The 13914-nt window shown below is 39.0% G+C and carries 12 protein-coding genes; 1 reads left to right on the top strand and 11 read right to left on the bottom strand.

Annotated features, from left to right (window positions below; all coding sequences use genetic code 11):
• Positions 1-951: penicillin-binding transpeptidase domain-containing protein (locus NT145_08695; GenBank protein MCX5782753.1), on the top strand; the 951-nt coding region annotated here is incomplete at its 5' end.
• On the opposite strand, the gene NT145_08700 is transcribed toward NT145_08695, so the two are convergent.
• The 11 genes from NT145_08700 to NT145_08750 form a co-directional block, all read right to left on the bottom strand.
• Positions 948-1562 carry a hypothetical protein gene (locus NT145_08700; protein MCX5782754.1) on the bottom strand — a complete coding sequence of 205 codons (615 nt, stop codon included), beginning with the start codon at positions 1560-1562 and terminating at the stop codon, positions 948-950. The genes NT145_08695 and NT145_08700 overlap by 4 nt on opposite strands.
• Positions 1563-1705: 143 nt before the next feature.
• Entirely contained in the window at positions 1706-2905 is a 1200-nt protein-coding gene (locus tag NT145_08705; GenBank protein MCX5782755.1) for an HD domain-containing protein, read from the bottom strand.
• An 8-nt stretch (positions 2906-2913) separates the two neighbouring features.
• Positions 2914-3372 carry a phage holin family protein gene (locus NT145_08710; protein MCX5782756.1) on the bottom strand — a complete coding sequence of 153 codons (459 nt, stop codon included), beginning with the start codon at positions 3370-3372 and terminating at the stop codon, positions 2914-2916.
• Positions 3373-3616: 244 nt separating this feature from the next.
• On the bottom strand, positions 3617-4513 hold the full coding sequence (locus NT145_08715) for a PD-(D/E)XK nuclease family protein (protein ID MCX5782757.1): 897 nt from the start codon (positions 4511-4513) through the stop codon (positions 3617-3619).
• Between the two features lie 20 nt (positions 4514-4533).
• Positions 4534-5994 (bottom strand): Asp-tRNA(Asn)/Glu-tRNA(Gln) amidotransferase subunit GatB, encoded by a 1461-nt coding sequence (gene gatB, locus NT145_08720; GenBank protein ID MCX5782758.1) that lies wholly within the window; start codon positions 5992-5994, stop codon positions 4534-4536.
• A 9-nt stretch (positions 5995-6003) separates the two neighbouring features.
• On the bottom strand, positions 6004-7029 hold the full coding sequence (locus tag NT145_08725; protein MCX5782759.1) for a class A beta-lactamase-related serine hydrolase: 1026 nt from the start codon (positions 7027-7029) through the stop codon (positions 6004-6006).
• Positions 6986-8449 (bottom strand): Asp-tRNA(Asn)/Glu-tRNA(Gln) amidotransferase subunit GatA, encoded by a 1464-nt coding sequence (gene gatA, locus NT145_08730; GenBank protein MCX5782760.1) that lies wholly within the window; start codon positions 8447-8449, stop codon positions 6986-6988. The genes NT145_08725 and gatA overlap by 44 nt, the downstream gene beginning before the upstream one ends.
• A complete protein-coding gene (locus tag NT145_08735; GenBank protein ID MCX5782761.1) occupies positions 8450-9445 on the bottom strand; it encodes a magnesium transporter CorA family protein in 996 nt (331 codons plus the stop codon). It lies immediately after the preceding gene.
• Between the two features lie 222 nt (positions 9446-9667).
• Complete coding sequence (gene gatC, locus NT145_08740; protein MCX5782762.1) at positions 9668-9961, bottom strand: Asp-tRNA(Asn)/Glu-tRNA(Gln) amidotransferase subunit GatC; 294 nt, start codon at positions 9959-9961, stop codon at positions 9668-9670.
• 165 nt (positions 9962-10126) lie between these two features.
• Positions 10127-12340 carry a UvrD-helicase domain-containing protein gene (locus tag NT145_08745; protein MCX5782763.1) on the bottom strand — a complete coding sequence of 738 codons (2214 nt, stop codon included), beginning with the start codon at positions 12338-12340 and terminating at the stop codon, positions 10127-10129.
• Positions 12341-12746: 406 nt separating this feature from the next.
• Positions 12747-13914, bottom strand: a 1168-nt coding sequence (locus NT145_08750; GenBank protein ID MCX5782764.1) for a putative glycoside hydrolase, incomplete at its 5' end; no start/stop codon positions are given.

Below are 13914 nucleotides of genomic sequence, written 5' to 3' on the forward strand. Positions count from 1 at the left end.
GGTTTTACTCCTGTTTCTGTTTTGGATGATATACCGAGAGTATACACTTATGACGGTATTAACTGGAACCTTGTAGCAAACACTACCGATTACCTTACAACTCTTCCCCCTGAAGACTTAAAAGATCCTATGAAAGTATGGTATCCTCAAAATTACGGGAACAAATATTTTGAAAAAGTTCTGCTTCGCACCGCAATCGAACACTCCTTAAATGTGTGCGCTGTTGAAGTACTTGAAAAAATGGGGCCGAAGAAAGCGGTTGAATATGCCCGGAAAATGGGAATAAAAAGCCCTTTGATGCCCACATTGTCCCTGGCTCTTGGGGCAAGCGAAGTACCTTTAATTGAAATGACTAGCGCTTTCGGCGTTTTAGCGTCCGGAGGAATTAGAACGGAACCTTATGCAATAGTTCGTATCGAAGATAAAGACGGAAGAATTTTGGAAGAAAATATGCCGAATGAAAGCGAGGTTTTATCTCCCCAGCTTTGTTTTGTTATGACGAATCTATTAAAGGGAGTGGTTCAACGCGGTACAGGGCTTGCTGCATCCTGGCTTGGAAGGCCTTGCGCAGGAAAAACCGGGACAACCAACGATTTTTCTGACGCCTGGTTTATAGGATATACTCCTCAGCTCGTTGCGGGAGTCTGGGTGGGATATGACACTTTGCTTCCCTTGGGAGAAAAAATGACCGGTGGGCATATTGCCTGCCCGATTTGGACAAATTTTATGCGTGAAGCGTTAAGAGGCGAACCGAAACTGAATTTTACTCCTCCGGAAGGGGTAGTATTTTCGCTTATTGACTCAAAAACCGGTCTCTTGGCTTTATCCAGTTCTCCAAACGCATATCTAGAAGCATTCATTAAAGGAACCGAACCTAAAGATTATTATCCTCCCGAAGAAGCACAAGGGCCGACAATTATCACCCTTCCTAAGGATGCCGAAGGTTTCTAAACTTTTTCAAAATATTTATCCAGCATACCTTTTTTTTCTAAATTGATTATTTTAAGGCAGTAATTATCAATTAAGGAAAGAGCGTTTCGGTTAGCATCCCCGTTTGAAAATTCCGATAATCGTTTCAAAAAATATTTATTGGCAGCCCTGGCTTGCAGGAATAAGTTAAAGAAATTTGCCTTTATTTTGGATAAATCAATTGTTGGATTATGGCGGATGTATGACTTGATCGCGCTTGAGGCAAATTCATTGACTGTTTTGCCGGGCAATATATTTGATAAAAGAAAATTCATATTTCCGAAAATGGGGCAATTGCTTGGCCATAGAAAATATTGATATAAAGTGCTTAATCCTTCTTCAAGAGTAGTTTTATAATCGGTTGATTTTCCATTTATGTGGATTGTAAATAAAACTGGTTTGCATGAAGCTGAATCTGAAAAAGCCAATGCCGGCTCAGAAATTACGCAGGCTGCCGGACAAAAGCTGCTGCTTAAAGTGCAGTTAGAACAGCGGTGAAATTTTAGTTTTGTCCAGGCAGGGTATTCCTTCTTTTTTTCGTAATAGATCCTTGATTTTTTATCATCAATGGACGCAAAGAATCGTTTCTGCAATTTTTCGTCAAGTTTAAACGTAAATATTAAATCGATGGCATCCTCTTACTGCAGGTTGAGAATGAAACAGGCTTAGGCTAAGTAAAGACCTAAAAATATTAGTTTTCCTTAACCTCAACCTGTCTTATTCTTAACCTGCCGTTTTAAGGTTTATAAACTGTTTCCGCGAAATGCTTAAAAAGGGAATTAAACTTAAATCCTGATATTTCCTTATTTCCGAATTTTTCAAAAAGTTTTTCTTTTGCATCGTCAAGTTCTCTGGACTTTATACCATAGTTTATTGAAAGACACGCTTCAACAAACGCAGCAAACTTATCGCAGGCTTCAATAAATTTTCCGTCAATCGGCGAAAATTCGTCCGAGTTATTAATTTCCTCAATTTCCTTTACTTCTGAAACATTGCCGTTTTTCATTATCTTATTTTTGAATTCGTTCTGCACAAAATAATTAATTTCCTCATGCCATTCAGACGGCAAAAGAGGCAGTATTTTTTCTTCAATCTGTTTTTTTTCAAACTCTCTTATGATATCATCCAAACCTGGAATAGAGGTTTTTACCGGATTTATGATGTCCCGCGTCATAACTTCAGGCAAATCATGAAATAAACCGCAATAAAAATTGTTATACATTCTTTTTTTGCTCAAATTTTTATCCATCAGACAAAGGTAAGTCAAAATTGCCACTATCATCATATGGCCTAAAACCGAGGTCCTGGGCATCATTCGCATTTGGGCCCATCTTTGCTGAAATCCTAACTGCCCGCACACATCCAAGAAACCGTAGTAATGCTTATTTTCAACAATCTTTTTTACGCCCGCCAAATCGTAATAATCTTTTATTTTGTTTTCAATTTCCTCTTTTGTTTTTTCTATCCCGTGCAGCGTTTTGTTCATCTCATATATAATCCTGAATTCCCAATTAGTGGCAAAATAGTGCGCCGCTTCAAGAACCTTTTTTTCTTTTTCCGCATATTTTTTGTCGCTAAGATATTTTTCAAAACGCGATTTAAAACTTTGCCCAAGCTTTTGCACGTCCTTATCAAGCTCTTTGATGACCCAGTTATTCAGCTGAATTCCCTTTTTTTCCATAAGTTCATGGAATACATCGGGTTTTAGATCCGTAAGTTTGACCCTATGAAAAAACTCAAAAATTCCGCCTTCAATCAGATTTTCCCAGTTTATTGTACCGCCTGCAGATTCTTCAAACTTTGCGATAACGTATGCAATTATCATCTTGTGGGCCTGTTTATCAAGTTCCGCAAAACCCACAGGCCGAACATGGTCGTTCCACCTTTGAATATTTGCTGCTCGGTATATTGTTTCAATAAGCTGTTTTGTTATCATTAAAACACCTATTCCTTTAACAGTTTTTTATTTTTTTCTTTTTCCGGCACAATTTCTGCATCTATTGCATTATTGTGCCTTGAACTTTGATGAGATTTTGTGCCATAAAAATTGACTCTGTATTTTTTCCAGGGGTTCATAAAAATATTTAGGACAAAATTAGTTATGCTAAAAAATAATGCCCCCCAAAAAGCACTCCAAAATCCGGAAATGAAAAATCCGCCGATCATTTTTGAAACTAAATAAAACAGAAATCCGTTTATAAAAAGGGTAAAAATCCCAAGTGAAAGCAAATTCAGCGGCAATGTTACTAGCAGTATTAAAGGTTTTAAAGAAACGTTGAAAAGTATAAAAATTAACCCTGCAAACATTGCCACTGAAAAATCCTGGACATATATGCCGGGTATGATTTTTGAAACAATTACTAGCGCGATAGCATTAACAAGCCAGCTTACTATCAGTTTCATTTTAAACCCCCTAAGGGCAGGGATTAGTAGGTAGTAGGTAGGTTTTAGGGAAAGCTTTTAACCTAACCCCTACCTACTGCGACTTCCTTAATCTAATTCAATGGAGTCCCGCTGCTTTGGTTTCGAGGAAACCATGCGGGATCTACTGCCTTTGGCAAAGCTCGTAATTTGGGGACACACTACTTAATTAAACCGCTATATTATGAAGTATAAAGTAAAACCAATTAAGTTGTGTGTCCCCAAATCATCTGTCGCATAGTTCGCGGTAGTTACAGAACCTGCATACGGGCAAATTTTCTGTTTTTTGAAATTCTTCTTTTTCTTTAGGTATGTTGAGGCCTATATCTTTACAAAATGAATGCAGTTCTTCGGTTTCCTTTTTTACTGCTTCAGAATATTGTTGAATCTCTTCCGCTTTTACCGATAGTTCCATTTCCGAAAAACTTGGCTGAAGATAAACAATAATAGGATGTATGTTTTCAGGATTTGCTTCAAAATGAAAATATGCCCAGGTTGCGTAGCCAACAAGCTGTTTTTTATGTTTTCTTTCGTCCGGTTTGCCTGTCTTCCAATCCAGGATATAAAGTTTTTCTTTCACAGGAAAAAGAAAATCCACCTTACAATATGCTTTTATCCCGTTTATCCTTGTTTCGCCGTATCCCGGAGGTTCAATTATCCATCCGGTTTTGTTGCTTACGGCTTCTTTCAGTATCCATTGGTATCTGCGGCTTTCAATAAAATTATTTGCTATATTTTTAAGGTTTTCAAATATTTTATCCGTTTCAATTTTTTCTTTTTCTTTGTAATAAACTTCGCGAAATATCTTGACTTTGCAGTATTGCTCGGTCATCTTATGGATGTAATCCAGGAATTTTTCATTATTAACGGGCTTTTCGCTTACAAGAAGCCTTTCCAAAAGAATTTTTACCGTATCATGAAAAATATTCCCAATTTCAAGAGGAATAGATGTCATTTTTTTTAATGATTCAATTTTTTCCTTTGGAAATTCCTGGTCATGTTTTGCGTAATAATCGTAATAGTACTGACGCTTGCACGTCTGGAACTTATCATAACGCGAAACCGACCATCCTAAAATATCGGTATATGAAAACCTTTTGATTTGATTTAACTCTGTTCGCATATTAGTGTTTTGAGGAGAGATTACTTGCCTAAAAGTTTTTGAAGAATTTCATTCACAAGCTGCGGGTTAGCTTTTCCTTTGGATTTTTTCATTACTGCGCCCACCAGCGCTCCCAGGGCGCGTTCTTTGCCGGCCCGAAATTCTTCAACAGCTTTGGGGTTTTCTAAAACCGCTTCCCCGCATAATTTCTTTATTGCGGCCTGATCTGAAATCTGAACGAGCCCTTTTTCCTTTACAATTGCCGATGGGTCTTTTCCGGTACCCATCATTTCCTCAAAAACAGTTTTGCCGATTTTTCCGGAAATTGTGCCGTCAATTATAAGGCAAACCAGCTCCGCAAGATTTTTTGATGAAACAGCGGATTCTTTTATCGTTTTATTGGATGCGTTTAGTTTTCCCATCAGCTCAGTGGTGAGCCAGTTAGCTATAGGTTTGGACGCATCGCCAACACTCACTTCTTTGGACGCCTCTTTTAAAGCGTTTTCATAAAAATCAGCCAAATATTTATCTGCAGTTATAACTTTTGCGTCATATTCTGAAAGCCCGAATTCTTTAACAAACCTGTTAAATTTTTGTTTGGGCAGTTCAGGCAGAGTTTTTTTGAGGCCTTCAATAAAATTTTCGTCAAGATTTATAGGCAAAAGATCGGGTTCGGGGAAATATCTATAATCATGCGCTTCTTCTTTGGATCTCATTGAACGGCTGGATTTAGTTTCTGCGTCCCAAAGCCGGGTTTCCTGAACGATTTTTTGGCCGGACCCTAAATTTTCGGACTGCCTTACAACCTCATATTTCAGAGCGTCCCGAACTCCGGAAAGCGAATTCATATTCTTCAACTCGGTTTTTACGCCATACTCCTTTTGTCCTACCGGACGCAGGGAAATATTTGCGTCGCACCTGAATTTTCCTTCTTCCATGTTGCAGTCAGATACTTCTAAATATTCAAGAATATTTTTTAGCGCCGAAAGATACTCATACGCTTCTTCAGGCGACCTCAGGTCTGCGTCAGAAACTATCTCCATTAAAGGGACTCCGGTGCGGTTATAATCTACAAGAGAATAATCAAGCTCGCGCGAGCCGATAGCGTGCAGAAGTTTTCCCGCATCCTCTTCCAAATGAATGCGTGTTATTCCGATTTTTTTCTTTGACTCATTCAGCGTTATTTCCAAAAATCCGTGCTCGCAGACCGGAAACTCGTATTGGGAAATTTGATAATTTTTGGGGAGATCAGGATAGAAATACTGCTTGCGGGCAAAAATTGACTTTTTATTTATAGAACAATTCAACGCTACGGCGGTTTTGATAATATATTCTACTACCTTCCTGTTTAGTACCGGCAAAACTCCGGGCTGGCCTGTACACACCGGGCAAATATTTGAATTTGGTTCAACGTTTATTTCGGTGGGGCAGCCGCAAAATAATTTTGAGGAAGTTTTTAGCTGGGCATGAACTTCAAGGCCTATTATTGTTTCAAATTCCATTTTAGAATCCTATATTTCTGATCTGTAGCACAAATCATAAGCGTATTCGGCAATTCTTCGTATAACCTTTTTTGCTTTTCTAGTACTTGTAATTTCTGAAGTTAAAATGCAGATTATAAAATCGCCTTTTCTGGTAAAAACTATTCCTACATCCGAAACAGCGTTGGAAAGAAGCCCCGTTTTATGCGCGATGACAATTGATTCAGGAAAGCTTACCGGTATTCTGTCATTGATTTTTTGCCTTTTGAGTATCTTGAGCATTTCTCTTGATGCTTCAGAACTTACAAGCTCTCCGCGGTATATGCTTTCAAGAAAAAAGGCCATATCTTTCGGCGTTGTGAAATTTTCAACCCCTCTATTTCTTTTGCGAAGGTCCATTATGCCGCGCCTGATGTCAGTTTTTGAAAGCCCGAACTTAGCAAAACCTTTGTTCAAATATTTAAAACCTATTGCTTCTACCAGCATGTTCGTGGCCGTGTTGTCGCTTTCCGTTATCATTGCTTCTATCAAATCTTTGATTCCAATTTTGCTTCCAGCCCTCATTCTATATATCGCGGTTTTTGGCCTGGCTTTGTGCCTTTTCTTTAAAGTAAGTTCTCCGGAAAGATCGATTTTTCCGTCTCTTTCGGCCTGAAAATAAGCTGCCATTATTGGAAGCTTAACCAGGCTTGCGCTGGGAAACAAATTACTTGAATTTATTTCAATGGACTGTTTGGTCTGAAGATCTTTTATGACTATGCCGAGTTTTCCGCTGAATTTCATTGCGTAGGACTGTATTTCTACTGAAAGTCTTTGAAACTTTACATAACGTTCCAAGCTTCCTAGCCGGGCGTCTTCTGATAAATTCGGATCCATAATAGGATAGGCAGAAGTGGAAATTATTACTAATGAAAAAATGAATATTATTCCTCTTGCCCAAATCCGAGTAAAAAAAGCAGACTTTTTCCACTGCCAGGTTATCGGCATTGTTAAAAAAGAAACTGCATAGTTTTTAAATGTTCGGTCTTTTTTCATTCCATTCAGTGTTTTTTTCATATTGATAAGCAGATCTCAAAATATCTTCTTCTTTAAATGCCTTTCCCAGAATTTGAAGGCCTATCGGAAGCCCTGAAGCAGAGAATCCGCAAGGGATTGATATCCCTGGCAGTCCGGCAAGGTTGCACGAAATTGTAAAAATATCCGATAAATACATTTGAAGCGGATCAAAAGCTTTTTCTCCTATCTTAAACGCAGGGGTTGGCGCTGTCGGAGTCAATATAATATCAACTTTTTTGAAAGCCTCGTCAAAATCTTTTTTTATCAAGGTCCTTACTTTTTGCGCTTTTCCGTAATACGCGTCATAATACCCCGACGAAAGGGCGTATGTGCCGAGCATTATTCGCCTTTTTACTTCCGCGCCAAAACCCGCGCCTCTGGTCTTTTCATATTCGTCAATAAGATTTGTCCCTTCGGCCTTAAAACCATATTTTATGCCGTCATAACGCGCAAGATTTGCCGAGGCTTCTGAAGTTGCAATAAGATAGTATACCGAAACCGCGTATTTTGTATACGGAAGAGAAATTTCGGAAATCTTTGCTCCCAGATTCTCAAAAACCTTTACTGCATCCCTTACGGCTTTTTCAACCTCTTTGTCCATTCCTTTAATAAAATATTCTTTCGGCAGCCCGATTTTTATGCCATTAATATCCTTTTTTATTTCAGAAACGTAATCCGGCACATCGATATTCGCTGATGTGGAATCTCTTTTGTCGTATCCGGAAATTGCCCGAAGCAGAAGAGCCGCATCTTCAACTGAGTAAGAAAAAGGCCCGATTTGGTCTAAAGATGATGCAAATGCTACCAGGCCGTATCTGGACACTCTGCCGTATGTCGGTTTTATGCCTACCACCCCGCAGCATGCCGCCGGCTGCCTTATTGAACCGCCGGTATCTGATCCCAATGATAATGGCGCCATAGAAGCGGATACCGCTGCTGCGCTTCCGCCCGAAGAACCGCCTGATATGTATTCAGTATTCCAAGGATTCCTTGTTGTCTGGAACGCGGAATTTTCCGTAGATGAACCCATAGCAAATTCATCAAGATTCGTCTTGCCGATAAAAACTGCGTCCGCCTCTTTCAGTTTCTCAATCACCGCCGCGTCATACGGCGCAACATAGTTTTCAAGTATTTTTGACGAACAGGTAGTCTTGAAACCTTTAATATTCATGTTGTCTTTTATCGCAATGGGTATGCCGGCCAAAATGCCGACATTATCGCCCTTAGAGATTTTCTCATCAATAGTTTTAGCTTTTTTTAAGGCTTCTTTTTCTAGAATTGACACGAAAGCTTTTATTTTTGAATCTTTGGCTTGAATTGTTTCAAGGCAAGCAGAAACAACTTCCGCGCTTTTTATCTGGCGAGATTTTATTTTTTGAGAAAGTTCAGTTGCGCTTAATTTTGAATAATCAGCCGGCATTTAAAACCACTTTTTCCTTTTTATAAACAAGTATGTTAAAAATGTTGTTAAAACAATCATAAAAAACGCAAAATACCATACATTTTCGTTTCCAAATATCCTGTGTTCCGCGAAAGGCAAGACGTTCATTCCGTAATAGCTTGTAATTAGAAGCGCGGGCAAAAATATTGTCGCAATTACAGTAAGAAATTTTATTACTTCGTTAAGTTTAAGCGTTACGCCGGACACGTATACTTCCAGCATGCTGCCAATCATCTGGTTATGCGAAGAAAGAGACTGGTTTATTCTAACGAACTGGAAAAAAATGTCCCTAAAATAAGCTGTTTGCTCTTTTGTAATGAATCCTAAAGTTTCTCTCGTAAAATATATATATACATTCTGCTGGGGTTCCGATATTTTCCTGAAATTTAATAGAACTTTTTTAATTGAAAAAAGCTCTTGCATTGTCTCCTTTGTCGGATTTTCCAAAAGTTTATCTTCAAGCTGGTCAAACCTGTCCCCGATTTTATCAAGAGCCGATTCAAAGCTTACTATGATCCTTTGAAAAATATTATATAAAAGATTTTCCAGGCTTTTTAGTTCAACCTGCGGTTTTAGTTTGGCTTTTTCAAACATTGAGTCAATAAAAAGTATTTCCCCCGAGTGAACTGTAATCAGAAAATTCTTGCCTATAAATATGTCAACCTCGTAAATTGCGTCTTCAAAATCAGACAAATCTTTGGCTTTTACTCTTACGCCGTGTATAGCCGCAAAAACATAATTTTCAAACTCTTCAATTTTAGGATGATACTGAGGGAACAGGCAGTCTTCTATTGAAAGCTCGTGAAATTTAAAGGTTTCCGTAAGAAGGCTTATCTCCTCGTTGGTAAAACTGTTGTTTTCAATAACAATATCAACCCATAAAAGAGTAGGATTTTTAGCCAGGATAGCAGGCAAATTTTCCACTCTTGTTTCCGTAGAACTTTCTCCGTTTTTTAAATAAATAGCCCTTATCATTTTTTACCTCTCTATTAGAAATGTCATTCCGAACTTTATTGTCATCCTGAATTTATTTCAGGATCTCGTCTTTCAGATGCTGAACCCCTCCCCCCGCATGGTTTCTTTGAAACCAAATCAGCGGGGCAGGCACGGCGGGCAGGCAAGTTCAACATGACTTACCCTGAAACAAGTTCAGGATAATAGTTTTAATTTTATTTGCAGTTTTTCTTTGCTGAATATTTATTCTATGACTTTTTTTACTTTGAAGAAATTTCCTTCCCGATCTGGCGCGTTATTTAAAATTTGCTTGATCAACTCGGCCGAAGATTTTTTTACCTCATCTTCCCTAAAAGCATTTTCCAGGTCCAGGATATGGCTTGTCGGCTCAATTTCTCTGGTATCCAGTTCATTAAGCTGATCTATATACGAAATTATTGATTCAAGCTGCGAACTGAACTTTTCTTTCTCTTCTTCAGTAAGCTTAAGCCTCGCAAGGCGCGCCACATATTCAACGTCTTTTCTGGTTATTTTCATATAAATGGAGAACCTCTTATATCTCTAGCCCGAAACTTGCAGGCAATAGCGTATTCGCGGATGGATAAGGATTCTAGCAAAAATTTAGCGATATTCCAAAATGACGCTATTGCCAAAGGCAAAAGTGCCATCCTGAACGAAGTGAAGGATCTCAAAAAAGCACCTTCACGTGTCGGGAGACCCTTCGCTACGCTCAGGGTGAGATTGTTGTTCCGGCAACAATCTCAGATTAGCATATTTTACAAGCAGTTTTTTCCACTGGCCCGTATCAAACAAAACCACAAGTTTTAACTCATCTCCCGCGCCGGACTTGTCAATTATCCTTCCCGCTCCGAACTGTATATGCCGGACTCTTCCTCCAAGACTGTACGGGCTTTTTTGTTCAGCCTGATTTTCAAACTCTTCTTCCTTAAAATGCAGAACGGCATCCCTTTGATCGTCTATTACAGGGCTTTTCTGCGATGAAGGTTCAACTCCTGATTCTTCAATAAAACGGGACGGAAGGTTCCATCTCACTTTTCCGTAAACCCTCCGCTCGGAAGCCCAGCTCAAATAAAGATTTTCCTTCGCTCTCGTCATTCCCACATACATCAGCCGCCTTTCTTCTTCAAGCTCATCCTTTTCAAACGACGCTTCCCCTATAGGAAAAAGCCCTTCCTCCAACCCCACAATAAAAACCGTCTTATACTCCAGCCCTTTAGCCAGATGAACCGTCATAAGAGTAACTTTTTCAGAATCGTCCTTTAATTCGTCTATATCGCTGATCAAAGATATTGAAGTCAGGTATCCCGAAAGAGATTTATCGGGAGATATTTTTTCAAATTCCGATACAGCATTCAAAAGTTCGTAGATATTTTCTATCCTGTTGTGAGATTCAATACTGTCTTCTTCTTCCAGCTCTTTTATATACCCTGTTTTTTCAAGAATATTTTTAGCGATTTCGCCAACCGTCATTTTGTTTTTTTCAGCTTTTAATTCTTCTATAAGCTTTTTAAATTCTCTTAGCCTTTTTACGGCATTCGGAGGCAAAATAATTTCCGATAAATTATTCAATGAGCCCCACAAAGATATGCTGTTAGATTGGGCATATTCGCTCAAAATAGCCAGAGAAGTTTTTCCTATGCCCCGGCGCGGAACATTTACTATCCTTTTAAAGCTTATATCGTCATCACTATTGTGAACAAGCCTTAAATAAGCAATGATGTCTTTAACTTCAGCGCGTTCGTAAAACCGGAGAGTCCCTATTACCGCGTAGGGAATGCCGGCGCGCCTGAAAGCGTCTTCAAAAACACGAGACTGCGCATTTGTCCTGTAAAATACCGCGAAACTGTTCAGCGAACATTTATTTTGAGACCGTAATAAATTTATTTCGTCAACTATCCGCTGGGCTTCTTCTATTTCATTTAGGTTTTCAATTATTTTGACATTGTTCCCTTCGGAATTTTCGGTCCAGAGCTTTTTATCTACCCGCGCCTCGTTACCTTGAATAACTTTCCACGCGGAAGATAAAATATTGGGGGTAGAACGGTAGTTCTGCTCAATTTTTATCATTCGGCAATCCGGGTAATCCTTCTCAAAATCAAGAATGTTTTTAATGTCCGCGCCGCGCCATGAATAAATGGACTGGTCGTCATCTCCGACTACGCAGATATTTTTATGTTTTCCTGAAATATATTTTGTCAAAAGATACTGGGCATGGTTCGTATCCTGGTATTCGTCCACAAGAAGATGTTTGAAGCGTTCCTGATACTTTTCTCTTAAAAGCTCGTTATCTCTAAAAGCAAACACGGTTTTCATCAAAAGGTCGCCAAAATCAAGAGCGCCGGCCGTATCCAGTTTTTTTTGATAAAGCTTATAAACCAGCGCGCTTACCTGCCGATGCTGGTCATTTGAAACTTCTGAATGAATTTCATAGGAGTCCGCATCCAAAAGATCGTCTTTCGCTCTTGATATAAGTTCAATGAAACGTCCGGGCTTAAATTTCTTCTCATCAAGATTCAGCTCTTGTATACATCCTCTTAAAACCTGTTTTTGGTCAGAGTCGTCATAAATTAGAAAATCGTTTTTCAGCTTTATATTTTGCGCTTCAACGCGCAGCAATTGCGCGCAAAAAGAATGGAATGTGGATATCCACACGCTTCTTCCTTTTCCCGGGACAAGAAGATCCACCCTTTTCCTCATTTCATCGGCAGCTTTGTTAGTAAAGGTAACGGCAAGTATGTCCCAGGGCGAAACTCCCTGGCTTAAAAGATATGCTATTCGGTAAGTTATAACCCGCGTTTTGCCTGTGCCGGCGCCGGCAAATATCAAAAGCGGCCCGAACTTGTGAAGGACCGCTTCCTTTTGAAATTGATTAAGGTTGTCTAGGGATAGTTCCATATTTTAATTGGGGCTTACTGAAAAATGAACCTACTTATTGAATTATCAATAAATAGTTTGGCAAGAATACAGTCATAAGTGCACGGTTTTTGCGTAGTTATTGTTAAAAAACTTGCATTTTTTATCATTTATAATTTTTCGGTAAGCCCTGATTATCAGCCCTAGGCTGATCTGCCTGGGGCATGACACAGATTGCAAACAGCGATTACACGGATACACTGACGAAGTTTAATCTGTGTAATCTGTCTTAATCGGTGTAATCAAGGGGGCAATGAGTTTTTCAGTGCCCCCTAATTGATTATATAAAAAAACATTTTTACGGGCAAACAAAATAAAGAATTGTTTTTCAGATTCGCACCGCGCCTACCGGCGGGCAGGGCCCCCCCCTACTTCTGTCGGCGGAATTTCAGTTTAATCCGGTAATAGGAACGGGAATTTGCGTCTCTGTTGAAACTTTCGTTTCAAAGTTTGTTTTTTCGGCAAGATCTGGGCTTTTTTCAAAAATATTTGAGAACTCCTTAGTTTTTAAAGCTTCTTTCGTATAATCGCATTTAGGGTTCCATAACAGCCATTCTCCTATATCATTGTCATATGTCGCCTGAATTTGGTCACGAACTTCCTTAGCGCCGTAACGTTTACCCATTGAAAAATCCTGAAGATAGGGCCTAAGTTTTTCTTTAGGCGCCCTTTTTAAGGCTCCGTTCATAGACAAATAAACTGTTTTATACGGGTCAAGATTTGGGTCAGGTATTCCGTATTCAAACTTTGCATAATGGGAAGGATAAACCATAGGGCTTACAAAATCCACCCACTGAGCCAGGTCAACAATTTTTTGGCCTATCCCCATATCATCGTCAGATGTAGTTGTCAAACCAAAAACATCTATTGATATGTTTGCTCCTTTAGATTTTAATCGCTTATTCGCTTCTTCTAAAAAGCCTGTCAAAGCCTGTGAAGCAGTTATGGAAGAATGCGCTTGGCTATAGACGCAATTCCTTGTATTTCCGTCAGAAGGAAACCTTAAATAATCAAATTGGATTTCGCTAAATCCCAATTCTAATGCCTTTTCGGCAATATTTAGGTTATAGTCCCAGACCTCTCTATTGTAAGGATCGGCCCAGGTATTTCCCGAATGATCCTTCCAGACATTTCCTGACTTATCTTTTACTGCCCAGTCCTGTCTTTTTTTGATAATGGTATTATCTTTAAAAACCACTATTCGGGCAATTGTGTAAATATCATTGTCATTTAAATATTCAATATAGTCTTTTAAATCGGGAATCGCATTTGTAAAAGTCTTAAACTCGTCTTTGCCTTTAAAATCGGGCGCATAAACACTTCCCTCGTACTCTTTAATAGCTATCACAACCGAATTTATCTCAGTTTCTTTAAGCAATTTGTTAATTTTCTCCCTCAATCTTTTTGAACCGGCTACCCATGCGCTGAGATGAACTCCTCTGACGTATTTCGGTTTGTGAATAATATGTATTTTCCGTCCTCCTTCCTTTTTTTCTTCGACTCGCACGGGCTCTTTTTCTTTTTTAGTGCCCGTAAAAAACCACCAGGAAGAAACA

This window comes from Elusimicrobiota bacterium (genome assembly GCA_026388075.1).
Lineage (GTDB): Bacteria > Elusimicrobiota > Endomicrobiia > Endomicrobiales > JAPLKN01 > JAPLKN01.

Bases quoted from the DNA above. Each gene is read 5' to 3' on its own strand.
- NT145_08705 (MCX5782755.1), bottom strand. From the start codon at position 2,905: ATGATAACAAAACAGCTTATTGAAACAATATACCGAGCAGCAAATATT.
- NT145_08710 (MCX5782756.1), bottom strand. From the start codon at position 3,372: ATGAAACTGATAGTAAGCTGGCTTGTTAATGCTATCGCGCTAGTAATT.
- NT145_08715 (MCX5782757.1), bottom strand. From the start codon at position 4,513: ATGCGAACAGAGTTAAATCAAATCAAAAGGTTTTCATATACCGATATT.
- gatB (MCX5782758.1), bottom strand. From the start codon at position 5,994: ATGGAATTTGAAACAATAATAGGCCTTGAAGTTCATGCCCAGCTAAAA.
- NT145_08725 (MCX5782759.1), bottom strand. From the start codon at position 7,029: ATGAAAAAAACACTGAATGGAATGAAAAAAGACCGAACATTTAAAAAC.
- gatA (MCX5782760.1), bottom strand. From the start codon at position 8,449: ATGCCGGCTGATTATTCAAAATTAAGCGCAACTGAACTTTCTCAAAAA.
- NT145_08735 (MCX5782761.1), bottom strand. From the start codon at position 9,445: ATGATAAGGGCTATTTATTTAAAAAACGGAGAAAGTTCTACGGAAACA.
- gatC (MCX5782762.1), bottom strand. From the start codon at position 9,961: ATGAAAATAACCAGAAAAGACGTTGAATATGTGGCGCGCCTTGCGAGG.
- NT145_08745 (MCX5782763.1), bottom strand. From the start codon at position 12,340: ATGGAACTATCCCTAGACAACCTTAATCAATTTCAAAAGGAAGCGGTC.